Genomic DNA, 22,405 nt, shown 5'->3' with positions numbered 1-22,405 from the left:
GTGTCACCGGTGTCACCGCTGTCACTGGCCGCCGGGGCGCACCAGGCCGCTCTCGTACGCGTACACCGCGGCCTGCACCCGGTCGCGCAGCCCCAGCTTCGTCAGCACATGGCCCACATGCGTCTTGACCGTCGTCTCGCTGACGAAGAGATCCGCGGCGATCTCCGCGTTGGACAGCCCCCGGGCGACCAGCTTGAGGACCTCGACCTCCCGCTCGGTCAGCGTGTTCAGTGCGTCCGGGACCTGCTCCTCGCCGGACGGCAGATGATCCGCGTACTTGTCGAGCAGCCGGCGCGTGACGCTGGGCGCCAGCATCGCCTCACCGGCCGCGACGACGCGGATGGCCTGCACCAGCTCATGGGCCGGGGCGTCCTTCAGCAGGAAGCCGCTGGCCCCCGCGCGCAGCGCCTCCACCACGTACTCGTCGAGGTCGAAGGTCGTCAGCACCAGTACCTTCGCCGGACCGTCCCGGCCAGGGCCGGTGATCTGGCGGGTCGCCTCGACCCCGTCCATCCGCGGCATCCGGATGTCCATCAGCACCACATCGGGCTGCAACGCCCGGACCTGCTCGATGGCCTGGAGACCGTCCCCGGCCTCACCGACGACCGCGATCTCGAACTCCGCCTCCAGGATCATCCGGAAGCCGGTGCGCAGCAGCGGCTGGTCATCGACCAGTAGGACACGGACAGTCACGGGGAACTCCTAGCCGGGAGAGGCACTGGACCGGCCCCATTCTGCCCTGCCCCACAGGGCCGGGCCCCGGTGGGCGGGAGCGGGCCCTACACCGCCTCCACGGCGGTTTAGGGCCGGGCCCCGGTGGGCGGGAGCGGGCCCTACACCGCCTCCACGGCGGTTTCCTCCGGAGTTTCCGCGGGGGTCTCCCCGGCGGAAACCCGGACCGGCGGAACGCTCAGCGGATACACCGGCGGCGTGCCGCCGAACTCCGGACACAGCGCCTGATGGTCGCACCAGCCGCACAGCTTGCTGGGCCGAGGCCGCCAGTCACCCGTCTCGGTGGCGAGTTTGATCGCGTCCCACAGCGCCAGCAGCTTGCGCTCCACCCGCTCCAGGTCCGCCTCCACCGGGTCGTACGTCACCACCTCGCCGCTGCCGAGGTACACCAGCTGCAGCCGGCGCGGCAGCACCCCCTTCAGCCGCCTGACCACCAGGGCGTAGAACGTCATCTGGAACAGCGCCCCCGCCGCGTACTCCGGGCGAGGTGCCTTGCCCGTCTTGTAGTCGACGATCCGCACCTCGCCGGTCGGTGCCACATCGACGCGGTCGATCACCCCGCGCAGCCGCAGCCCCGAATCCAGCTCCGTCTCGACGAACAGCTCACGCTCCGCCGGTTCCAGACGTGTCGGATCCTCCAGCGAGAACCACCGCTCGACCAGCCCCTCCGCCTCCGCCAGCCAGCGGGTCAGCCGCTCACCCTCCGTGTCCCGCCCGAACAGCTCGGCCAGCTCCGGCCGCGACTCCAGCAGCCGGTCCCACTGACCCGGGACCAGCGCCCTGGCCCGTGGCGCCGTGCGCTCGGCCGCCGGGGCGTCGAAGAGCCGCTCCAGCACGGCATGCACCAGCGTGCCGCGCGTCGCCGCCTCGCTCGGCTTCTCCGGCAGCTTGTCGATCACCCGGAACCGGTACAGCAGCGGGCACTGCATGAAATCGCTCGCACGCGACGGCGACAGCGAGGAGGGCGGCAGGCTCGTACTCATGACGCAGACCCTACGGCCCTCCACCGACAGCGAGCCGAATACCATCGACCACAGAGCCTCTCGCACCGCATGATCGAGCGAGCGGCACTGCCGCGACGAAGGGAACACGTGAAAGAGGACGACGAGAGCGGCGAGAGCGGGCGGCCCGGACCCGGCAAGGGGGAGGACGGCCCCGGCGGGAAGCCGTCGAAGCGCCAGGACCCCGGCGGCGGCATCCTCATGGGCCGCCCCTTCGGCGTGCCCGTGTACGTCGCACCCAGCTGGTTCGTGGTGGCCGCGCTCATCACCTGGATCTTCGGCGGCCAGCTCGACCGGGTCCTGCCCGAACTGGGCAACCTGCGCTATCTGGTCTCCCTCTTCTTCGCGGTCGCCTTCTACGCCTCCGTGCTCGTGCACGAACTGGCCCACACGGTCGCGGCCCTCCGCTTCAAGCTGCCGGTGCGCCGGATCCAGCTGCAGTTCTTCGGCGGGGTCTCCGAGATCGAGAAGGAGTCCGAGACGCCGGGCCGCGAGTTCGTCCTCGCCTTCGTGGGGCCCCTGCTGTCGCTGGTGCTCTCCGGGGTCTTCTACCTCGGCCTGCTCGCCGTCGAACCCGGTACGGTCCCCGGCGTCCTGCTCGCGGGACTCATGGTCTCGAACCTCATCGTCGCCGCCTTCAACCTGCTGCCCGGCCTTCCGCTGGACGGCGGCCGGATGCTGCGCGCCGTCGTTTGGAAGATCACCGGCAAACCCATGAGCGGCACCGTCGCCGCCGCCTGGACCGGCCGCGCGCTCGCCGTCGCCGTACTCATCGGCCTCCCGCTGCTCACCAGGACCGGCGCCCTCGGCACCTCACCCGCCGACATCAGCGGCACGGAGACCGTCACCGACGCGCTGCTCGCCGCCGTCCTCGCCGCGATCATCTGGACCGGTGCGGGCAGCAGCCTGCGGATGGCCAGGCTCCGCGAACACCTCCCCGAACTCCAGGCCCGCGCCCTCACCCGGCGCGCGGTACCCGTCGAAGCCGGCACCCCCCTCTCCGAGGCGTTGCGCCGCGCCAACGAGGCAGGCGCCCGCGCCCTCGTCGTCGTCGACGGCCACGGTGACCCGACGGGCCTCGTCCGGGAATCCGCGATCGTCGGCGTACCCCAGCACCGCCGCCCCTGGGTGGCGGTCAGCGGACTCGCGCAAGACCTCAACGACGGTATGAAGGTCCCCGCCGAACTGGCCGGAGAAGCCCTCCTCGACCGCCTCCGGGCCAGCCCCGCGACGGAGTACCTGGTGCTGGAGGAGAACGGCGAGATCTACGGCGTCCTGTCGACGGCCGATGTGGAGAAGGCGTTCGTAGCGGCCATGGCACGACCGTCATAAGGGGGCCGGTCTTTTTTGGGGCTCGGTTCGCCTCCGGGGCGCTTCGAGACCCCGCCGACAGTCGATCGTGCTCGGCCGCTCGTTCCTCACAGCCTCCGCGCGTTCTCCTTTTCGACGGGGCCGCGCCCCTTCGGCTCACTCGCCGGCCCACCGCCGGAAGGCCCCCCGCACACCCCAGGGAGCCCGTGTGTCGAGCCGACCAGGCCCGCACGCCCGCCGCCGGCGAGTGAGCCGAAGGGCGCGCCGCTGTCTAAGGGAGAGCGCGCGGAGGCCCCGAGGGACGAGGGGGCGAGCACGGTCGACCGTCGACAGGGGCATAAAGCGCCCGGAGGCGAACCGAGCCCCAAGAAGGAACGAACGGAGCCTCCAGAAAAAGCGGCTAAGCTTCAAACATGTCCGAACCGACCGGTGCCGCCCGTCGTCGCGGCCCCCTCAAGGTCGGGGACCAGGTCCAGCTCACCGACCCCAAGGGACGCCACCACACCTTCACGCTCGAAGCCGGGAAGAATTTCCACACCCACAAAGGGTCCTTCTCGCATGATGAGCTGATCGGTGCTCCCGAGGGCAGTGTTGTCCGCACCACGGGAAACGTCGCCTATCTCGCGCTGCGCCCCCTGCTCCCCGACTACGTCCTGTCCATGCCCCGCGGCGCCGCCGTGGTCTACCCGAAGGACGCCGGCCAGATCCTGGCCTTCGCCGACATCTTCCCCGGCGCACGCGTCGTCGAGGCGGGTGTGGGCTCCGGCTCGCTCAGCAGTTTCCTGCTGCGCGCCATCGGCGACCAGGGCATGCTGCACTCCTACGAGCGCCGCGAGGACTTCGCCGAGATCGCCCAGCGGAATGTGGAGCGCTACTTCGGCGAACCGCACCCCGCCTGGCAGCTGACGGTCGGTGACCTTCAGGACAATCTGTCGGACACGGACGTCGACCGCGTGATCCTGGACATGCTCGCCCCCTGGGAGTGCGTCGAGGCCGTCTCCAAGGCGCTCGTCCCCGGCGGCATCCTGTGTGCCTACGTCGCGACCACCACGCAGCTGGCCCGTACGGTGGAGACCATCCGGGAGTTCGGCACGTTCAACGAGCCGTCCGCCTGGGAGTCGATGATCCGCAACTGGCACGTCGAGGGTCTGGCCGTACGTCCGGATCACCGGATGATCGGCCACACCGGCTTCCTGGTGACCGCCCGGCGTCTCGCGGACGGCGTCGAGGCGCCGCAGCGCCGCCGCCGCCCCTCCAAGGGTTCGTACGGTGACGACTACGACGGCCCCGGCAAGGAGCTCGGCTCCCGAGGCTGATCCGAGCGCCGCGGCGCCCCCGCGGCGCCGCCCGCCAACACGATGACACCGCTGCCGAGTTCCCCGCTCAGACCGGGGAAGTCGGCGGCGGTTTCTTTATGTTGCCCTACGGACCCCCTGGTTCCGGGGCACTGTGACGTGTGGCACGATGCTGTCTCCCTCCCACCGTTGGTTGCCCGCCGGCACCGCCTTCCGAGGAGACATCCCGCGTGCAGATCCCCGACGTCCCCGGCCTCGCGCACACCAGGTCCGGCCCGCTGCACTGGCTCGCGACAGCGGGTGCGACGGCCGCTGTGGTGGCTCTGGCGGGTCTGGTGCAGCCCGGCGCCGCCACGGCGTCCCAGGGGGGCCCAGGGCCCGCCTCGACGGCCGCCCCGGGCGGTGCGCCGGTCGCCGCCCCCGATCCGGCCGGGGTGGACTTCCCGCTCGAATGCGGGGGAGCGGCCACGGTCGTGACGAAGACGGCCACGGGAGACCTCGACGGGAGCGGTACCCCGGAGACGGTGGCCGTGGTCCGCTGCGAGGCGGGGTCCGGCACCCCGCCCGATGGCGTGTATGTGCTGGCCGCGACCAAGGCGGACCAGGGGAACAGGCCGCGGGTCGTGGCCACCCTGGTGGACCCGGAGGACAAGCGGACCGTCGGCCCCGACTTCGCGGTACGCGACGGGGAGGTCCTGGCCACCCTGCTCGGCTACTCGGATCCGGATGTGCCGAGCTGCTGCCCCGACCAGGAGCAGCGGGTCTCCTGGAAGTGGCGGAACGGGGCGTTCGTCCGTAGCGAACAGCCCGGCGCGCGGAGCATGTGAGCACCACCGCGCCGAGCGTGTGAGCAACCCCTGGAGGGCCCGGGCCTCCGCCCGGCTCAGCCGGCGTCGGGGCCGTACACCTCGACCCTGTCCGAAACGCGCCGTACATGGATGCAGTCGCCCGGGCATTCCTTGGCCGAATCGACGACGTCACGCAACAGGGGAAGCGGTACGCGGGTGGTGGCGCCGGGGGACTGGAGCAGTTCGTCCTCCGGACTCTTCACATAGGCCAGGCCATCGATGTCCAGCTCGAAGACCTCGGGGGCATACTGGGCACAGATCCCGTCCCCGGTGCAGAGGTCCTGGTCGATCCAGACCTCCAGCGGTTCACCGGTTTCGGTGAAGCCTTCGGTGGGAGCCTCCTGCTGCACGGTCATCTCTCCTGCCGTTTACTGCGCCGGATGGCACGATCTGAAGTAAGTCGCGCCAGCCCTGACGGGTGTTGAACACTTCGACGATACAACCGGCCGCTTTCCGATGTTGATCGGTGGGTATTCCCCTGGCGTGAGGGAGAGCGCAAGGGTGAAGATCGGACAGACCTCGACAGTCTTTGTGATCTAGGGGTTTCAATCAGCACCCACCCAGGTAGGGTCAGGAAGCGTCCAGCTCCCCTTGGAGGAGGTGAGGACCGTGGCAGCCCACGACGACGACAACAACCGCGGCATCCGGCCCGTGCGGGGGTCAGAAGACCCAGCCGGCCAGGTTGCCTATCTCGAGCAGGAAATCGCCGTCCTGCGACGTAAGCTCGCCGACTCTCCGCGGCATACGAGGATTCTCGAAGAGCGGATCGTCGAGTTGCAGACGAACCTGGCGGGTGTGTCCGCGCAGAACGAGCGGCTCGCCAATACGCTCCGTGAGGCCCGCGATCAGATCGTGGCCCTCAAGGAGGAAGTCGACCGGCTCGCTCAGCCGCCGGCCGGCTTCGGGGTTTTTCTGCAGGCCAATGAGGACGGCACGGCCGATATCTTCACCGGGGGCCGCAAGCTCCGGGTGAACGTCAGCCCAAGCGTCGAGCTCGACGAGCTCAGGCGTGGCCAGGAAGTCATGCTCAATGAGGCGCTCAACGTGGTCGAGGCCATGGCGTACGAGCGGGCCGGGGACATCGTCACCCTCAAGGAGATCCTTGAGGACGGCGAGCGCGCCCTGGTGATCGGGCACACCGACGAGGAACGGGTGGTGCGGCTCGCCGAGCCTCTGCTGGACATCACCATCCGCCCCGGCGACGCCCTCCTGCTCGAACCCCGCTCCGGCTACGTCTATGAAGTGGTGCCGAAGAGCGAGGTCGAGGAGCTGGTCCTCGAAGAGGTCCCGGATGTCGACTACACCAAGATCGGCGGTCTGGGCGGCCAGATCGAGATGATCCGCGACGCGGTCGAGCTTCCGTACCTCTACCCGGACCTGTTCAAGGAGCACGAGCTGCGGCCGCCGAAGGGCATCCTGCTCTACGGTCCGCCCGGCTGCGGAAAGACACTGATCGCCAAGGCCGTGGCCAACTCCCTGGCCAAGAAGGTCGCCGAGGTGACCGGACGGCCGGCGGGGAAGAGCTACTTCCTCAACATCAAGGGCCCCGAGCTTCTCAACAAGTACGTCGGTGAGACCGAGCGGCACATTCGCCTGATCTTCCAGCGTGCCCGGGAGAAGGCGAGCGAGGGCACCCCCGTCATCGTCTTCTTCGACGAGATGGAATCCCTCTTCCGCACCCGCGGGACCGGTGTCAGCTCGGACGTGGAGAACACCATCGTCCCGCAGCTGCTCGCCGAGATCGACGGTGTGGAGGGCCTGGAGAACGTCATCGTCATCGGCGCCTCCAACCGCGAGGACATGATCGACCCCGCGATCCTGCGGCCCGGCCGGCTCGATGTGAAGATCAAGATCGAGCGTCCGGACGCGGAGGCCGCGAAGGACATCTTCGCCAAGTACCTGACCTCCTCGCTGCCGCTGCACGTGGACGACGTCTCCGAGCACAAGGGCTCGAAGGACGCCGCGACGCACGGCATGATCCAGTCCGTCGTCGAGCAGATGTACGCGGAGTCCGAGGAGAACCGCTTCCTCGAGGTCACGTACGCCAACGGCGACAAGGAAGTCCTCTACTTCAAGGACTTCAACTCCGGCGCGATGATCCAGAACATCGTCGACCGGGCCAAGAAAATGGCCATCAAGGCATTCCTCGACCACAACCAGAAGGGTCTCCGGGTCTCCCATCTCCTCCAGGCTTGCGTGGACGAGTTCAAGGAGAACGAGGACCTGCCGAACACCACCAACCCGGACGACTGGGCCCGTATCTCCGGTAAGAAGGGCGAGCGGATCGTGTTCATCCGCACCCTGGTGACCGGAAAGCAGGGCGCGGACTCGGGACGCTCCATCGACACGGTGGCGAACACCGGTCAGTACCTGTAAAAGCGCGGACCGGCTGCGGATGTCCGGACGGGCATCCGCAGCCGGTCGTTTTCCACGCACCGTCCATCACACCGGGCCGATGACGGACATGATGTCCCCGTCATCGCGGAGGCGTCTGGTGCCCCGACCGGCACTAGGCTCTTTCGTACCGCCGCGTCGCGCAGTGCGGGGACGGGCACCGCACACGCACAGGAGAGACAGCGGTACTTGAGCGCCGCTCCCGGAGGGGAGCGCCGCCGGGCAAGGAGGGCCGCATGACCGTACGGCGAGTAATGGGCATCGAGACGGAGTACGGCATCTCCGTCCCGGGCCACCCGAACGCCAATGCCATGCTCACCTCGTCCCAGATCGTCAACGCCTACGCGGCGGCGATGCACCGGGCGCGTCGCGCCCGCTGGGACTTCGAGGAGGAGAACCCGCTGCGGGACGCCCGCGGCTTCGACCTCGCCCGCGAGACGGCCGACTCCAGCCAGCTCACCGACGAGGACATCGGCCTGGCCAACGTGATCCTCACCAATGGCGCGCGGCTGTACGTGGATCACGCGCACCCCGAGTACAGCTCCCCCGAGATCACCAACCCGCGGGACGCCGTCCTCTGGGACAAGGCCGGCGAGCGGATCATGGCCGAGGCGGCCGAGCGCGCGGCCCAGCTCCCGGGTGCCCAGCCCATCCACCTGTACAAGAACAACACCGACAACAAGGGCGCGTCCTACGGCACGCACGAGAACTACCTGATGAAGCGGGAGACCCCCTTCTCGGACATCGTGCGCCATCTGACGCCGTTCTTCGTCTCCCGGCAGGTCGTCACCGGTGCGGGCCGGGTCGGCATCGGCCAGGACGGCCATGAGCACGGCTTCCAGATCAGCCAGCGCGCGGACTACTTCGAGGTCGAGGTGGGTCTGGAGACGACCCTCAAGCGCCCCATCATCAACACCCGGGACGAACCGCACTCGGACGCGGAGAAATACCGCCGGCTGCATGTGATCATCGGCGACGCCAACCTGTCGGAGATCTCCACCTATCTCAAGCTCGGGACGACCTCGCTCGTCCTTTCCATGATCGAGGACGGTTTCATCAAGGTCGACCTCGCCGTCGACCAGCCGGTCCGCACGCTCCACCAGGTCTCGCACGACCCCACGCTGGCGCGGCTGATCACGCTCCGCAGCGGCCGGACACTCACCGCTGTCCAGCTCCAGATGGAGTACTTCGAGCTGGCCAGAAAATACGTCGAGGAGCGGTACGGCGCCGACGCCGACGAGCAGACCAAGGACGTCCTGGGCCGCTGGGAGGACACGCTCAACCGGCTGGAGAGCGATCCCATGAGCCTGTCCGGCGAACTCGACTGGATCACCAAGCGGGAGATCCTGGAGGGCTACCGACGCCGGGACGGCCTGGACTGGGACTCGGCACGCCTGCACCTCGTGGATCTGCAGTACGCCGACGTACGGCCCGAGAAGGGCCTCTACAACCGTCTGGTGGCCCGCGGCAAGATGCGGCGGTTGCTGGACGACCAGGACGTCGAGCGGGCCAGGACGAAGCCTCCTGAGGACACCCGGGCGTACTTCCGGGGCCGCTGTCTGGAGCAGTACGCGGACGACGTGGCCGCCGCGTCCTGGGACTCGGTCATCTTCGACCTGCCGGGCCATGACTCGCTGCAACGGGTGCCCACGCTGGAGCCGCTGCGCGGTACCCGTGAGCACGTCGAGGGACTGCTCGACCGGTGCCGGACCGCGGAGGAACTGGTCCGGGTGCTCTCCGGAGGCTGAAATGGCCTCCGTCCGGGAATCATGGAGGTGGGCCTCGTGCGTTGCGAGAAGTACGGGGCCGATGTCGGACCCTGCTTGTAGGGTCGGATCTTGAAGGTCACATCGAGCGGGGCGAACCGAGCGGGGTGAGGGATATGGCGACCAAGGACACCGGCGGCGGTCAGCAGAAGGCGACGCGTTCCACGGAGGAGGTCGAGGAGCAGGCGCAGGAGGCGCAGGCTTCCGAGGACCTCAAGGAGCGCCAGGAGAAGCTGTCCGACGACGTCGACTCCGTCCTGGACGAGATCGACGACGTCCTCGAAGAGAACGCCGAGGACTTCGTTCGCTCCTTCGTCCAAAAGGGCGGCGAGTAGCGGCTCTTGTCCGTCCCGGTATCTCCGGCGAAAGCCGGACGCACCGGGGCGGATGAGCGGCGACGGCGCGGGTAAGGTCCGTGCACAGATCCAAAGATCGGCCCGGCCGTCAGCGGCGGGCCGCCGCCCATCCGGAAGGAAACGTGTGGAAGCCAACCCTCGTAGCACCGGGCGTCTGCCGGCAGCCTTCCTGACGCCCGGCTCGTCCTCGTTCATGGACTTCCTGTCCCAGCAGTCGCCGGACATGCTTCCCGGCAAGCGTTCGCTGCCGCCCCTGCAGGGGGCGATCGAGGCGCCGCACGGCACGACGATCGTCGCGGTGACGTTCCCCGGTGGTGTGGTCCTCGCCGGTGACCGGCGCGCGACCATGGGCAACATGATCGCGCAGCGCGACATCGAGAAGGTCTTCCCGGCCGACGAGTACTCGGCCGTGGGTATCGCCGGCACCGCCGGTCTCGCCGTGGAGATGGTCAAGCTCTTCCAGCTGGAGCTGGAGCACTTCGAGAAGGTCGAAGGCGCGCAGCTCTCCCTGGAGGGCAAGGCCAACCGGCTCTCCACGATGATCCGCAGCAACCTGGCCATGGCCATGCAGGGACTGGCCGTCGTGCCGCTCTTCGCGGGCTATGACGTGGATCGCGAGCGGGGCCGCATCTTCTCGTACGACGTGACCGGCGGCCGCTCCGAGGAGCTGGGCTACGCGTCCACCGGTTCCGGCTCGATCTTCGCCCGTGGAGCGATGAAGAAGCTCTACCACGGGGAGCTGACGGAGCAGCAGGCCACCACGCTCGTCATCCAGGCGCTGTACGACGCCGCGGACGACGACTCGGCGACGGGCGGCCCCGACGTGGCCCGCCGGATCTACCCCATCGTCACCGTCATCACCGAGGACGGTTTCCGGAGGCTGACCGAGACGGAATCCTCCGAGATCGCCCGGGCGATCCTGGAGCGCCGGATGGAGCAGCCCGACGGCCCGCGCGCCGCGCTGCTCTGATACCGCCCTCTTCTGAATAAACATGCCACTGACAGAAAGGGACGGATAGCCGGTGTCGACGCCGTTCTATGTCTCACCCCAGCAGGCGATGGCCGACCGGGCGGAATACGCCCGTAAGGGCATCGCCCGCGGTCGCAGCCTGGTTGTGCTGCAGTACGCCGACGGCATTGTCTTCGTCGGTGAGAACCCGTCCCGCGCGCTGCACAAGTTCAGCGAGATCTACGACCGGATCGGTTTCGCGGCCGCCGGCAAGTACAACGAGTACGAGAATCTGCGGATCGGCGGCGTCCGCTACGCCGATCTGCGCGGATACACCTATGACCGTGACGATGTGACGGCCCGTGGTCTGGCCAACGTCTACGCCCAGACGCTCGGCACGATCTTCTCCAGTGCCGGTGAGAAGCCGTACGAGGTGGAGCTGGTCGTCGCCGAGGTCGGCGCCACGGCGGACGGCGACCAGATCTACCGGCTGCCCCACGACGGCTCGATCGTCGACGAGCACGGCTCGGTCGCGGTCGGTGGCAGCTCGGAGCAGATCAGCACCTTCCTGGACCAGCAGCACCGTGAGGGCATGTCGCTCGCCGAGGCGCTGAAGCTGGCGGTCCAGGCACTGTCCCGGGACACCAACGGCAGTGAGCGGGAGATCCCCGCCGAGCGGCTCGAAGTGGCGGTCCTGGACCGCACACGGCCGCAGCAGCGCAAGTTCAAGCGGATCGTCGGCCGCCAGCTCGCCCGCCTGCTGGAGGCGGACGGCGCCGCGTCCACCCCGACCGACGCCCCCTCCGACATCGAGGAGGCGGCGGACACCGACGACTGACCGGTGCCCGCAGTGCCCGCCCGTGCCCCGGCCCGCCCACGCGCTCCGGGGCACCGGCATGTCCGGGGCAGCTCCGTCCGGGGCACACGGCCTGTCCGGGCGGCCTGTCCGGGCACGGCCGTGACCGGGTAACCCGGGTGCCGGTGCCGTGAAGCGACCTCAGGGGCGTCCGGCGGCCGAGGGGGGCGCTGTCGAGCCGCGGACCACCAGGGAGACCGGCAGCTCGCTGTCCTCGGGCTCCCGGCCGTCCAGGACGGCCAGCAGCGCCGTCATGCCGCGCTCGCCCACCTGTTCGGCCGGCAGTCGTACCGTCGTCAGCTCCGGCTCCACCGCCCTGGCGAGTGCCAGGTCGTCGTAGCCGGTGACGGAGACGTCCTCCGGCACCCGCAGGCCCAGCCGCCGTACCGCCTTGCAGGCACCCGCCGCCAGGATGTCGCCGTCGCAGACCAGTGCCGTGGGCCGGGGCCCCGGGCCGGTCAGGGCGTGTTCGGCGGCCGCCCGCCCGGCGTCCACCTCCAGCGGGGCGGACACCGTTCGCAGGATCGCGTCCGGCACACCTCGTACGGCGGCGGCCAGCGCCCCGGCGCGGACGTCGAAGGTCCAGGAGGGCACGGCCGAGGCGAGATGGACGAGGCGCCGGTGGCCGAGGTCCAGCAGATGCTCCGTCACCTGCCGCATCCCGTCGGCGATGTCGAGGTTGACCCGGGCCGCGGCCCCCGGCGCCGCAGGGTCGCTGTCCAGCATCACCAGTGGCAGATCGGCGCCGCGTATCGCGTCCAGCGCGTCGGTCGCCATCGAGGACGCGATCACCCCGTCCAGTGCGGCCCGAGCCGAGGCGAAGGGGTCCGTGGCGGGCCCGATCCCGGCGGGGGAGGGATAGAGGACCACCCCGAAGCCGTGCTCCGCGGCGACCTCGGCCGCCCCCGTGTAGACCCGGGCGAAGAACTCGTTGGTCAGCGCGGGCACGACCAGGAGGGCCGTCCTGGTCCGGCCCAGGCGCAGATTGCGGGCCGCGAGATTGGGCCGGTAACCGAGTGAGAGCGCCGCCTCCCGAACCAGCCCGGCCGTCCGCTCCGAGACCCGTCCCGGCCACTTGTCGCCGAGGACGAGCGAGACCGTGGCCTGGGACACGCCCGCGGCCCGCGCCACGTCCCTGCTGGTCGGTCTCGCGGGCTGCGCTGTCATGGGTACCGCTCTCCGTGGTGTTCGTCATCGGTGTTCGTGATCGGTGTTCGCCGCGTTCGTGGTGTTCATCGCGTTCGTCGGCAGGGCGGCACCGGCTCTTCGTCGGAGGCCATCCCGGTTCGCCCGGGCCGTCCGGCGTGACGCCGGGGGTGGACCCGTGGGCTGCGCACATGGTACGTATGACGACGACGTTATACGTAAAACCCCGGTCGAACGCCGGAGAAGAGAGGCGGGACATGGCCGCGGGATACGCAGACATCCTCAAGGCGCCCCATGCCACACGGCTGCTCGCCGGCACGCTGGTGGGCCGGCTGCCGAACGCCACGGCCCCGATCGCCATCGTGCTGCTCGTCCGGGCGGCCGGCGGGAGCTACAGCCTGGCCGGCGCCCTCGCGGCGGTGTACGGCATCGCCAACGCCGTGGGGCAGCCGCTGCTGGGCCGGGCCGTGGACCTCTACGGCCAGCCACGGGTGCAGCTGCCCGCGGCCGTCGTCTCCGCCCTGGGCGCGGTCCTGCTCGTCGTCGCCGGGACCGGATCGCCGGGGTTCGCCTACATCGCCGTGGCGGTCGCGGGCCTCTTCACCCCGCCCCTCGAAGGCGGTCTGCGGGCCCTGTGGCCGAACATCCTGGGGGGCGAGGAACGCGTCCACCGGGCCTACGCGATGGACGCCGTCGCCCAGGAAGTGATGTTCACGGTCGGCCCGCTCCTCGTCACCCTGCTGGTCGCGCTCCGGTCCCCTGCCGCCGCGCTGCTCGTCCTCAACGCGATCGGCGTACTCGGCGCCCTGTCCGTGGTCCTGTCCGAGCCCTCCCGTACCTGGCGCTCGGCGCCCCGTGAGGCGCACTGGCTCGGCGCCCTGCGCTCACCCGGGCTGCTCGCCCTGCTCGGCGCGTTCCTCTTCGTGGGCATCGCGCTCGGCTCGATCACGGTGGCGGGCGTCGCCTACGCCGACGACCACGGCCGCGCCTCCGTGTACGGCTGGCTGATGGCCGCCCTCGGGCTCGGCGCGCTGATCGGCGGGTCGGTGTACGGCGCCCGGCAGTGGTCCGGCACCCCCGAGCGCAGACTCCGCGTCATCGTCGCCCTGCTGGCCCTCGGCTATCTGCCGCTGATACTCACCCCGGGGGTCGTCGCGATGACCGCGCTCGCCGTCCTCGCGGGTGTCTTCCTCGCACCGGCCATCGCCTGCGCCTTCATCGTCGTCGACCGGCACGCCCCGCGAGGCACCGTCACCGAGGCCTTCTCCTGGCTCGTCACCACCTTCGGCGTCGGCGCGGCACTGGGAACGGCGGTGGCGGGCCCCGCCGTCGAATTCGGCGGAACCTCCGCGAGTTTCGCGGTCGCGGGGGCCGGCGGAATCGCCGCTCTGCTGGTGCTGCTGGCCACCCAGCGGGTCCTCGTGGCTCCCGTACGTCCTTCTGAAGACATCACCCGAACGGAAAATGATCGAAACGGTGCGGCCCAACCCGGTTTCAGCTCAGGTCATCAGGCGTAATGTTCAGACATGGACCGCCGCATTTTCGGGCTGGAGAACGAGTACGGCGTCACGTGCACGTTCAGGGGACAGCGCCGACTGTCACCTGACGAAGTGGCGCGCTACCTCTTCCGCCGTGTTGTCTCATGGGGCCGCAGCAGCAATGTCTTCCTGCGGAACGGCGCCCGCCTCTACCTGGACGTGGGTTCGCACCCGGAGTACGCGACTCCGGAATGCGACGACGTGACCGAACTGGTCACCCACGACAAGGCCGGCGAGCGCATTCTCGAGGGTCTGCTCGTCGATGCCGAACGACGCCTGCACGAGGAGGGGATCGCGGGCGACGTCTATCTCTTCAAGAACAACACCGACTCGGCGGGAAACTCCTACGGCTGCCACGAGAATTACCTCGTCGCCCGCCATGGGGAATTCTCCCGGCTCGCGGACATCCTCATTCCCTTCCTCGTCACCAGACAGCTCATCTGCGGGGCGGGCAAGGTGCTGCAGACCCCCCGGGGCGCGGTCTACTGCGTCAGCCAGCGTGCCGAGCACATCTGGGAGGGCGTCAGCTCCGCCACCACCCGCTCCCGTCCGATCATCAACACCCGGGACGAGCCGCACGCCGACGCGGAGCGCTACCGCCGTCTGCACGTCATCGTCGGCGACTCGAACATGTCCGAGACGACCATGCTGCTCAAGGTCGGGGCCACCGACCTCGTGCTGCGCATGATCGAGGCGGGCACGGTGATGCGTGACCTCACCCTGGAGAACCCCATCCGGGCGATCCGTGAGGTCAGCCACGACCTCACCGGCCAGCGCAAGGTGCGCCTGGCGAGCGGCCGTGAGGCCTCCGCCCTGGAGGTCCAGCGGGAGTACTACGAGAAGGCCGTGGACTTCGTGGATCGCCGGGGTATCCGCACCGGCACCGTCGCGCAGGTCCTGGAGCTCTGGGGTCGCACGCTCGACGCGATCGAGGCCGAGGACCTCGACCGGATCTCCACCGAGATCGACTGGGTGATGAAGTACCAGCTGATCGAGCGGTACCGGGCCAAGCACAACATGACCATGTCGCATCCGCGGGTCGCTCAGATAGACCTCGCCTACCACGACATCCACCGCCGTCGTGGCCTCTACTACCTGCTGGAGAAGAAGGGCCAGGCCGCCCGGATCTGCAACGACCTGAAGATCTTCGAGGGCAAGTCCGTGCCCCCGCAGACCACCAGGGCGCGGCTGCGCGGCGACTTCATCCGCCGGGCCCAGGAGCAGCGCCGGGACTTCACCGTGGACTGGGTGCATCTCAAGCTCAACGACCAGGCGCAGCGCACGGTGCTCTGCAAGGACCCGTTCCGTTCCGTGGACGACCGGGTGGAGAAGCTGATCGCCGGCATGTGACCGGTGGGACACGGCCGGGCCCCGTACGTACCTGTACGGGGCCCGGCCGCGTCCCCTGGGAGGATGAAGCCCGGGCACGCGCGGGGAACCCCCGGCGCCGCGGCCGCGCGTGCCGGGTGCGGGATCCGGGTGGTCGCCGCCGGAGACGCTCGCCCTGGCCGGTCCGGCGGCGCGGAGACGTAGAGTGACCGCACAGACCTCTCCGCCTACCCCGAGGACCACCGTGCGACGCCGACTCGCTGCCCTGCTGATCGTGCCCGCTCTGGCACTGACCGCCGCCTGCGGAGGTGAGGGCTCGAAGAAGGACGACGACTCCTCGCCCTCGCCCTCCGCCTCGGCGTCGCAGGCCCCCGTTCCCAAGCCCGTCGACTCGGCGTCCCCGATGCCCGAAGTCAGCGGAGCCGCCGGCAAGAAGGCGGACATCAAGATCCCCAAGGGCGACCCGAGCGGTAAGTTCGTGGTGCACACGGTGACCGCGGGCTCCGGCGCCGTGGTGAAGAAGGGCCAGCTGGTCGTCGCCCACTTCACCGCCAAGATCTGGAAGAGCGGCAAGGACCTCGGCAGCTCCCACGACGAGGGGGCCGCCCCGCAGGTCATCGACGCCGGCTCCGCCAAGGTGATCCCCGCCTTCGCCGAGTCCGTCGTCGGCAAGAAGATCGGCAGCCGCATCCTGGTCGTGGCGCCGCCCGCCGCCGCCTTCGGCTCGGCCGGCCAGCAGCAGCTCGGCGTCGCGCCGGACGACACGCTCGTCTTCGTCCTGGACCTCGAGAGTGTGATCCCGAACAAGGCCGAGGGCACCCAGGCCCCGATCCCCTCCGACCTGCCGCAGATCAAGGCGGACAAGGACGAGCCCGCCACCATCACGGTCCCGAAGAACGACCCGCCGACCAAGCTCGTCGACAAGGTCCTGATCGAGGGCAAGGGCCCCGAGGTCAAGAGCGGTCAGACCGTCTACATGCAGTACAGCGGCGCCACCTGGAAGCCCAACGAGGGCAAGGCCAAGGCCACCCTGTTCGACAGCTCCTGGAACACCGGGGCCCCGTTCACCACGGTCATCGGCCAGGGACAGGTCATCGAGGGCTGGGACAAGGGCCTCGTCGGCAAGAAGGTCGGCAGCCGGGTCCTGCTGGTCATCCCGCCGGCCCAGGGCTACAAGGACCAGGCCCAGGGAGACCAGATCCCGGCCAACTCCACGCTGGTCTTCACCGTGGACATTCTCGCGGCAATGTAAGACTGTCCCGGTTGCACCGTTCATCAGTTAGAGGAGCAGTTCAGTGAGCATCGAGAAGCCCGAGATCGATTTCCCGGGTGGCGAGCCGCCGGCAGGCCTGGAGATCAAGGACATCTGGGTAGGCGACGGCGCCGAGGCCAAGGCGGGCGACTCCGTCTCCGTCCACTACGTGGGCGTGGCCTTCTCCACCGGCGAGGAGTTCGACGCCTCCTGGAACCGCGGTACCCCGCTTCAGTTCAAGCTGGGCGTCGGCCAGGTCATCTCCGGCTGGGACCAGGGCGTGCAGGGCATGAAGGTCGGCGGCCGCCGCCAGCTGATCATCCCCGCGCACCTCGCGTACGGCGACCGTGGCGCCGGTCGCGCCATCGCGCCGGGCGAAACGCTGATCTTCGTCTGCGATCTGGTCGCTGTCTGATCACATCCGGACACCCGAGGGCCCATGCCGACCGGCATGGGCCCTCGGCTTTTGCCCCCACACCCCGGGACGGTACGGTCGACGAGCGGAGCCCGGACGATCAAAGGGGAGCACAGCGTCGATGGCGATTGCCAAAGCCGAGCGGTTGATGAATCTGGCGCTCTGCCTGCTCGGGACGCGCCGCCCGCTCAGCAAGCGTGAGCTGCGCGGCTCCATCGAGGCCTATCTGGAGGCGGGCACCGACGAGTCCTTCAACCGCATGTTCGAGCGGGACAAGGACGATCTGCGCGAGCTCGGCCTGGTCATCGAAACGGTGGAGAATCTCGACGGCGAGACCGGCTATCTCGCCCGCCGCGACAGCAACCGGCTGCCCGCCATCACTCTCGACGCCGAAGAGGCCGCGGCCCTGGGTCTCGCCGCCAAGGTCTGGCAGCAGGCGCGGCTGGCCGGCGCGGCGAACGGCGCCCTGCAGAAGCTGCGCGCCGCCGGGATGCCGGAGGCTGAGGACGCGTACGAGGCACACCACAGCGCCCTCGAACCGCGCATCCCCGTCCACGAGGCCGCCTTCGAACCGCTGATGCTCGCCTGCCGTGACCGGCGCCCCGTCGTGTTCGACTACCGCAAGGCCAACGCGGCCCGCCCCGAACAGCGCCAGGTCGAGCCGTGGACCCTCGAATGCTGGCGCGGTCACTGGTACCTGGCCGGCTGGGACCGTGACCGGGGTGCCGAACGGGTCTTCCGGCTCTCCCGGATCACCGGCCGCGTCCGTTCCCGCGCCGGGGCCTTCAGCGCCCCCGTGCCCGACGTGGTCACCGTGCGCGAGACCGTGGAGAGCTGGGCGGGGGAGACCGCGACCCGCTCGGCGCTGATCCAGCTGCGCACCGGAGCCGGCTACCCGCTGCGCTCCAGGGCGCTCTCGTCGCGGGAGCTGGCCGACGGCTGGGACGAGCTGGAGATCCCGTACGGACACGGCCTGGACGCCTGGCTCGTGGAGTTCGGCCCGGACGTGGTCGTACTGGAGCCCGCGGATCTGCGGGCCGATGTCGTGGACCGGCTGCGCGCCGTGGCCAAGGGCTGAGGGGACTTCGTACAACCATGGCAGCCAACGCGATCGACCAGACCCGGCGGATGCTCTCGCTGGTGACCTATCTGCGGGAGCGCCCCGGCGCGCACGTCAGCGATGTCGCCCGCGCCTTCGGCATCACCGAGGACGAGCTGATCTCCGACCTCGACGTCCTCCCCATGTGCGGAACGAGCTTCCGGGGCGGCGACCTGCTGGACATCGACACCGACGGCGACCGCATCTGGTGGCACAACGCGGACGATGTCGCCGAGCCGCTCCGGCTCGCCGCCGACGAGGCGACCGCGCTCCTCGTGGCCGCCCGGGCCGTCGCGACCCTCCCCGGACTGCGCGAGAGCGACCGGCAGGCGCTGCTGCGTGCCACCGCGAAGCTGGAGGCGGCCGCGGGGGAGGCCGCGGGGGCCAGCTCCCGGCTCTCGGTGACCTTCGAGTCGGAGGGCGGGGTGTTCGCCGAGGTCGACCGGGCTATCTCCGAGCGCCGCAGGCTGTGGCTGCGCTACTACTCCCCGGCGCGCGACGAGCTGACCGAGCGCGAGGTCGACCCGATCCGGCTGTTCGCCGTCGGGCACACCTATATGGAGGCGTGGTGCCGGCTGTCCGAGGCACGGCGTACGTTCCGGCTCGACCGGGTCGCCGAGATCAGACTGCTGGACGCCCCGGCCGCGCCCCCGGAGGTGGAGCTCAGGGATCTGTCGGAAGGGCTGGTGCAGCCGTCGGCCGAGGACCCCGAGGTCGTGATCGAGGTCGGGCCCGGCGGCCGGTGGGTGGCGGAGTACTACCCGCACGACAGCGCGGACGAGCTTCCTGACGGTGGCTTGCGCATCACGCTGCGCACCCCGGCGCCGGCCTCGCTGCGACGGCTCGCGCTGCGACTCGGCGGGGACGGGCGGATCGTCTCGCCGCGGTCCCTCGCGGACAGCGCGCGACTGGCGGCGGACAAGGCGCTGGCGGCCTACGACGCCGCGTCGTACGACAGTGACGTCCACGAGAGTGCCACCTCCGGCGGCACCGCCTCGGGCGGCACGGTCCACGACGTCACGGTCCACGACGGCACGGAATGAACAGCCCGGAAGGAGAATCTCAGAACATGTCCGCGATATCCGGGCTGTCCGACCTCTCGACGGTCGCCCCGGTCCTGTTCAGAGCGGCCTGCCCCGAGTGCCGGGCCCGTTTCGAACTCTCCGCGGGCGCGCTGCGCCTGGCGATAGGGTCCAGCCGGAGCACCACGTTCTACTCCTTCACCTGCCCCGAGTGCGAGAGCGCGGTGCGCAGGCCCGCCGGTGAGCGCATCGTCGAACTCCTCACGGGCGGCGGGGTGCGGACGCTGCGCCTCCACTCCACTCATTAGAACGGTTTAGGCTCTGCCCATGTTCTGGCCCATGCTCGCCGTCGCCCTGGGTTTCTGCGGTATCGCCGTGCTCGGGATCCTGGCGATCCGTGTCTTCCTGGAAGCCCAGCGGCTCGGCCGCCAGGTCGCCGCCACCACGGAGCGGATCAACCGGGCCGCCGAGGATCTGGAGCACGCTGCCACCCGGCTGGCCGCCACGGGGAACACCCTGCCCTAGGGTCTCTCGTCCGGATCTTGCCGGGCTCGTCAGATCCGAACGAAAGACCCTCGCGGACACGCCCCCTTCGGTGTCGGCGGGCCGGACGATACGCTGACGGTCACCGACCCGGACAAGTGACGCGCGGCGGAACAAGAGGTACGGGCCACTACCCGGAGTGTGCACAGGCATTGCCCCGCGTTTACCCCTGCGGGTTACGATCGCCCCGGCACGATGGCCGGACAGCCCGTCCGGTAGCACCGGCTGCTTCGTCCAGCCGCCTCAGTGATAAGGAAGTCGCACATGATCGGCAATCTGAAGCCCCTCGAGATCGTTCTGATCATCGTTGTCGTTCTGCTGCTCTTCGGTGCCAAGAAGCTTCCCGACATGGCGCGCTCGCTCGGCAAGTCGGCCCGCATCCTCAAGAGCGAGGCCAAGGCCATGAAGAAGGACGACGAGACGACCGCCCCCGCGGCCGACCCCGTCGCCGACCAGACCGCCCCGCAGCAGGCCGCGCGGACGATCCAGGCCGCCCCCGGTGATGTCACCAGCTCCCGTCCGGTCAGCGAGCCGAACCGCACCACCCAGAGCTGACGCACTCCGCCGACGGCTGCCGTAACGAGACGAGGGACGTGGGTTGCTCAAGTCTGCCCGCAAGCAGGAGAAAGACGTGGAGGGGCGCATGCCCCTCGCCGAGCACCTGCGTGAACTGCGAAACCGCCTGCTGAAGTCCGTTCTGGCGATCATGATCGTCACCATCGTCGCTGCGTTCTACAACAAGGACCTGATGGCCTTCATGATGAGGCCCATCCTTGACTCGGTCGGCTGCGTCGGCGGATCCCTGACGCAGAAGAACGGTTCCCCGTGCGCCGACATGACCGTGAACGGTCTGATCGCGCCCTTCTCCATCGCGCTGAAGGTCTCCCTCGTCGCGGGCCTGGTGGCCTCCACGCCCGTGTGGCTCTACCAGCTCTGGGGCTTCCTCGCCCCTGGCCTGCACCGTCACGAGAAGAAGTACGCCCTCTCCTTCGTGGGGATCGGCGTACCGCTGTTCCTCGCCGGCGCCGTCCTCGCCTACAAGATCCTTCCCCAGACGGCCTCGATCCTGCTCGAATTCACCCCGGACAACGCGCGCAACCTGCTGCCGGTCGACGAGTATCTCGACCTCGTGGTGCGTATGGTGATCGTCTTCGGGATGGCCTTCGAGCTGCCCCTGCTGCTCGTCCTGCTCAACTTCACCGGGGTGCTGACCGCGAAGCGCCTCGGGTCATGGTGGCGTGTCATGGTGCTGGGCATCACGGTCTTCGCGGCCTTCGCGACCCCGACCGGTGACCCGCTGACCATGCTGTCGCTGGCGGCCCCCATCGTCCTGCTCTACTTCCTCGCCCTGGGCGTCTGCTTCCTCAACGACCGGCGGCGCAGGCGGAACAACCCGGACGCGGACCTGGACGACGACGAGGCGTCCGACCTCGACCTGACCCCCGAGGCCGTCGGGGGCATCGAACCGGTCTCCACGCCGGCCGCCCTGCCCGAGCAGTCCGACGGCAGCCGGGCGAACCGGTTGAACGGTTACGACGACATCACCTGACCTTGCAGGGCCTGACCTTGTAGGGGCCCGACCTTGTAGGGTCCGCCGGGTGAGCAGCGAGATCACCCTCTTCGTCAATCCCACCGCGGGGCGCGGCCGGGGCGCGCACGCCGCGCAGCCGGCCGCCGCCGCTCTGCGGGACGCCGGGTTCTCCGTCCGGACGGTCCTCGGCTCCGACGCGGCCGACGCGGCGCGGCGGGTCCGGGCGGCCGTCGACGCCGGCACCGGTGCGCTGATAGCCGTCGGCGGGGACGGCATGATCTCCCTCGCGCTCCAGGCCGTCGCCGGCACCCCGACCCCGCTCGGGGTGATAGCCGTCGGGACCGGCAACGACTTCGCCCGCGCACTGGGCCTGCCCGTACGGGACCCGGCCGCCGCCGGGCGACTGGCCGCCGAGGCCCTCCTGCACGATCGCACCCGCGCCGTGGACCTGGGGCGGGTCGGGGGGACCTGGTTCGGCACCGTCCTCGCCTCCGGTTTCGACTCCCGCGTCAATGACCGGGGCAACCGGATGCGGTGGCCGGGCGGACGTTTCCGGTACGACCTCGCGATGCTCGCCGAGCTGGCCGCCTTCCGGCCCGTGCCGTACCTGATGACGCTCGACGACGGCAGCGTGCGGGAGATCGAGGCGACGCTCGTCGCCGTCGGCAACGGCTCCTCGTACGGAGGCGGGATGCGGATCTGCGCGGACGCACGGCTGGACGACGGACTCTTCGATGTGACCGTCGTCGGCGACTGCTCCCGTACGACCCTGCTCACGGTCTTCCCGAAGGTCTACCGGGGGACGCACCTGAGCCATCCCGTGGTGAGCGTCCACCGTGCCGCCAGGGTCACCCTGTCCGCCCCCGGACTCACGGGCTACGCCGACGGGGAGCCGCTCGGCCCGCTGCCGCTCACCGCGGCGTGCGTGCCGGCGGCGGTGCGGGTGCTCTGCGAAGCGGCGGGTGCTCTGTGAAGCAGAGGAAAGTCCGGGCTGACTGTCGGAGGTGACGGGTAGGCTCGAC

Annotated in this window: 23 protein-coding genes; 19 read left to right on the top strand and 4 right to left on the bottom strand. The window is 69.8% G+C overall.

All coding sequences use genetic code 11. The annotated features are described in order from the left end of the window. Positions 1–21: 21 nt before the first annotated feature. The gene (locus ACIBAE_RS11545; RefSeq protein WP_399284094.1) at positions 22–693 is read right to left on the bottom strand and encodes a response regulator; all 672 of its coding nucleotides are present in this window, start codon (positions 691–693) and stop codon (positions 22–24) included. A gap of 140 nt (positions 694–833) precedes the next feature. Beyond that, positions 834–1,760, bottom strand: a complete 927-nt coding sequence (locus ACIBAE_RS11540; protein WP_399284272.1) for a RecB family exonuclease — start codon at positions 1,758–1,760, stop codon at positions 834–836. A gap of 24 nt (positions 1,761–1,784) precedes the next feature. Between ACIBAE_RS11540 and ACIBAE_RS11535 the strand changes: the two genes are divergently transcribed. The 3 genes from ACIBAE_RS11535 to ACIBAE_RS11525 all read left to right on the top strand — a co-directional run bounded on the left by ACIBAE_RS11535 (position 1,785) and on the right by ACIBAE_RS11525 (position 5,166). Next, positions 1,785–3,065 carry a site-2 protease family protein gene (locus ACIBAE_RS11535; protein ID WP_399284093.1) on the top strand — a complete coding sequence of 427 codons (1,281 nt, stop codon included), beginning with the start codon at positions 1,785–1,787 and terminating at the stop codon, positions 3,063–3,065. 392 nt (positions 3,066–3,457) lie between these two features. After that, positions 3,458–4,360, top strand: coding sequence for a tRNA (adenine-N1)-methyltransferase (locus ACIBAE_RS11530; protein WP_399284092.1), 903 nt, complete (start codon positions 3,458–3,460; stop codon positions 4,358–4,360). A 209-nt stretch (positions 4,361–4,569) separates the two neighbouring features. Continuing rightward, positions 4,570–5,166 carry a hypothetical protein gene (locus ACIBAE_RS11525; protein WP_399284090.1) on the top strand — a complete coding sequence of 199 codons (597 nt, stop codon included), beginning with the start codon at positions 4,570–4,572 and terminating at the stop codon, positions 5,164–5,166. A 56-nt stretch (positions 5,167–5,222) separates the two neighbouring features. Here the strand turns inward: ACIBAE_RS11525 and ACIBAE_RS11520 are convergent, their stop codons facing one another. Next, on the bottom strand, positions 5,223–5,543 hold the full coding sequence (locus ACIBAE_RS11520; RefSeq protein WP_399284089.1) for a ferredoxin: 321 nt from the start codon (positions 5,541–5,543) through the stop codon (positions 5,223–5,225). Positions 5,544–5,796: 253 nt separating this feature from the next. On the opposite strand from ACIBAE_RS11520, the gene arc reads away from it, so the two are divergent. The 5 genes from arc (at position 5,797) to prcA (ending at position 11,490) form a co-directional block, all read left to right on the top strand. After that, entirely contained in the window at positions 5,797–7,563 is a 1,767-nt protein-coding gene (arc, locus tag ACIBAE_RS11515; RefSeq protein WP_399284088.1) for a proteasome ATPase, read from the top strand. A 254-nt stretch (positions 7,564–7,817) separates the two neighbouring features. Continuing rightward, complete coding sequence (dop, locus tag ACIBAE_RS11510) at positions 7,818–9,329, top strand: depupylase/deamidase Dop (protein WP_399284087.1); 1,512 nt, start codon at positions 7,818–7,820, stop codon at positions 9,327–9,329. Positions 9,330–9,463: 134 nt separating this feature from the next. After that, a complete protein-coding gene (locus ACIBAE_RS11505) occupies positions 9,464–9,682 on the top strand; it encodes a ubiquitin-like protein Pup (protein WP_108147781.1) in 219 nt (72 codons plus the stop codon). 145 nt (positions 9,683–9,827) lie between these two features. Then, a complete protein-coding gene (prcB, locus tag ACIBAE_RS11500) occupies positions 9,828–10,673 on the top strand; it encodes a proteasome subunit beta (protein ID WP_399284085.1) in 846 nt (281 codons plus the stop codon). Between the two features lie 52 nt (positions 10,674–10,725). Further along, complete coding sequence (prcA, locus tag ACIBAE_RS11495) at positions 10,726–11,490, top strand: proteasome subunit alpha (protein ID WP_399284083.1); 765 nt, start codon at positions 10,726–10,728, stop codon at positions 11,488–11,490. A gap of 159 nt (positions 11,491–11,649) precedes the next feature. Here prcA and ACIBAE_RS11490 read toward each other — a convergent pair whose 3' ends face one another. Further along, positions 11,650–12,675 carry a LacI family DNA-binding transcriptional regulator gene (locus tag ACIBAE_RS11490; RefSeq protein WP_399284082.1) on the bottom strand — a complete coding sequence of 342 codons (1,026 nt, stop codon included), beginning with the start codon at positions 12,673–12,675 and terminating at the stop codon, positions 11,650–11,652. 236 nt (positions 12,676–12,911) lie between these two features. Here ACIBAE_RS11490 and ACIBAE_RS11485 point away from each other — a divergent pair, with 236 nt between their 5' ends. The 11 genes from ACIBAE_RS11485 to ACIBAE_RS11435 all read left to right on the top strand — a co-directional run bounded on the left by ACIBAE_RS11485 (position 12,912) and on the right by ACIBAE_RS11435 (position 22,356). Next, a complete protein-coding gene (locus ACIBAE_RS11485) occupies positions 12,912–14,171 on the top strand; it encodes an MFS transporter (protein ID WP_399284080.1) in 1,260 nt (419 codons plus the stop codon). A gap of 9 nt (positions 14,172–14,180) precedes the next feature. Next, on the top strand, positions 14,181–15,542 hold the full coding sequence (gene pafA, locus ACIBAE_RS11480; RefSeq protein WP_399284078.1) for a Pup--protein ligase: 1,362 nt from the start codon (positions 14,181–14,183) through the stop codon (positions 15,540–15,542). Positions 15,543–15,765: 223 nt separating this feature from the next. Beyond that, positions 15,766–16,773: an FKBP-type peptidyl-prolyl cis-trans isomerase gene (locus ACIBAE_RS11475; protein ID WP_399284077.1), complete on the top strand. Its 1,008-nt coding sequence runs from the start codon at positions 15,766–15,768 to the stop codon at positions 16,771–16,773. 43 nt (positions 16,774–16,816) lie between these two features. Next, a complete protein-coding gene (locus tag ACIBAE_RS11470; RefSeq protein ID WP_399284076.1) occupies positions 16,817–17,188 on the top strand; it encodes an FKBP-type peptidyl-prolyl cis-trans isomerase in 372 nt (123 codons plus the stop codon). 121 nt (positions 17,189–17,309) lie between these two features. Beyond that, positions 17,310–18,266 (top strand): helix-turn-helix transcriptional regulator, encoded by a 957-nt coding sequence (locus ACIBAE_RS11465; RefSeq protein ID WP_399284074.1) that lies wholly within the window; start codon positions 17,310–17,312, stop codon positions 18,264–18,266. Between the two features lie 17 nt (positions 18,267–18,283). Next, complete coding sequence (locus ACIBAE_RS11460) at positions 18,284–19,330, top strand: helix-turn-helix transcriptional regulator (protein ID WP_399284073.1); 1,047 nt, start codon at positions 18,284–18,286, stop codon at positions 19,328–19,330. A 26-nt stretch (positions 19,331–19,356) separates the two neighbouring features. After that, complete coding sequence (locus ACIBAE_RS11455) at positions 19,357–19,617, top strand: hypothetical protein (protein WP_399284072.1); 261 nt, start codon at positions 19,357–19,359, stop codon at positions 19,615–19,617. Positions 19,618–19,636: 19 nt separating this feature from the next. Continuing rightward, positions 19,637–19,834: a hypothetical protein gene (locus ACIBAE_RS11450; protein ID WP_399284070.1), complete on the top strand. Its 198-nt coding sequence runs from the start codon at positions 19,637–19,639 to the stop codon at positions 19,832–19,834. A gap of 282 nt (positions 19,835–20,116) precedes the next feature. Continuing rightward, the gene (tatA, locus tag ACIBAE_RS11445) at positions 20,117–20,407 is read left to right on the top strand and encodes a Sec-independent protein translocase subunit TatA (protein WP_399284069.1); all 291 of its coding nucleotides are present in this window, start codon (positions 20,117–20,119) and stop codon (positions 20,405–20,407) included. A 43-nt stretch (positions 20,408–20,450) separates the two neighbouring features. Further along, positions 20,451–21,401 (top strand): twin-arginine translocase subunit TatC, encoded by a 951-nt coding sequence (gene tatC, locus ACIBAE_RS11440; protein ID WP_399284067.1) that lies wholly within the window; start codon positions 20,451–20,453, stop codon positions 21,399–21,401. Between the two features lie 49 nt (positions 21,402–21,450). After that, positions 21,451–22,356, top strand: coding sequence for a diacylglycerol kinase (locus ACIBAE_RS11435; RefSeq protein WP_399284065.1), 906 nt, complete (start codon positions 21,451–21,453; stop codon positions 22,354–22,356). Positions 22,357–22,405 lie beyond the last annotated feature (49 nt).

This window comes from Streptomyces sp. NPDC051569 (assembly GCF_044454085.1).
Lineage (GTDB): Bacteria > Actinomycetota > Actinomycetes > Streptomycetales > Streptomycetaceae > Streptomyces.
This window is presented reverse-complemented; position numbering and strand designations above follow the sequence as displayed.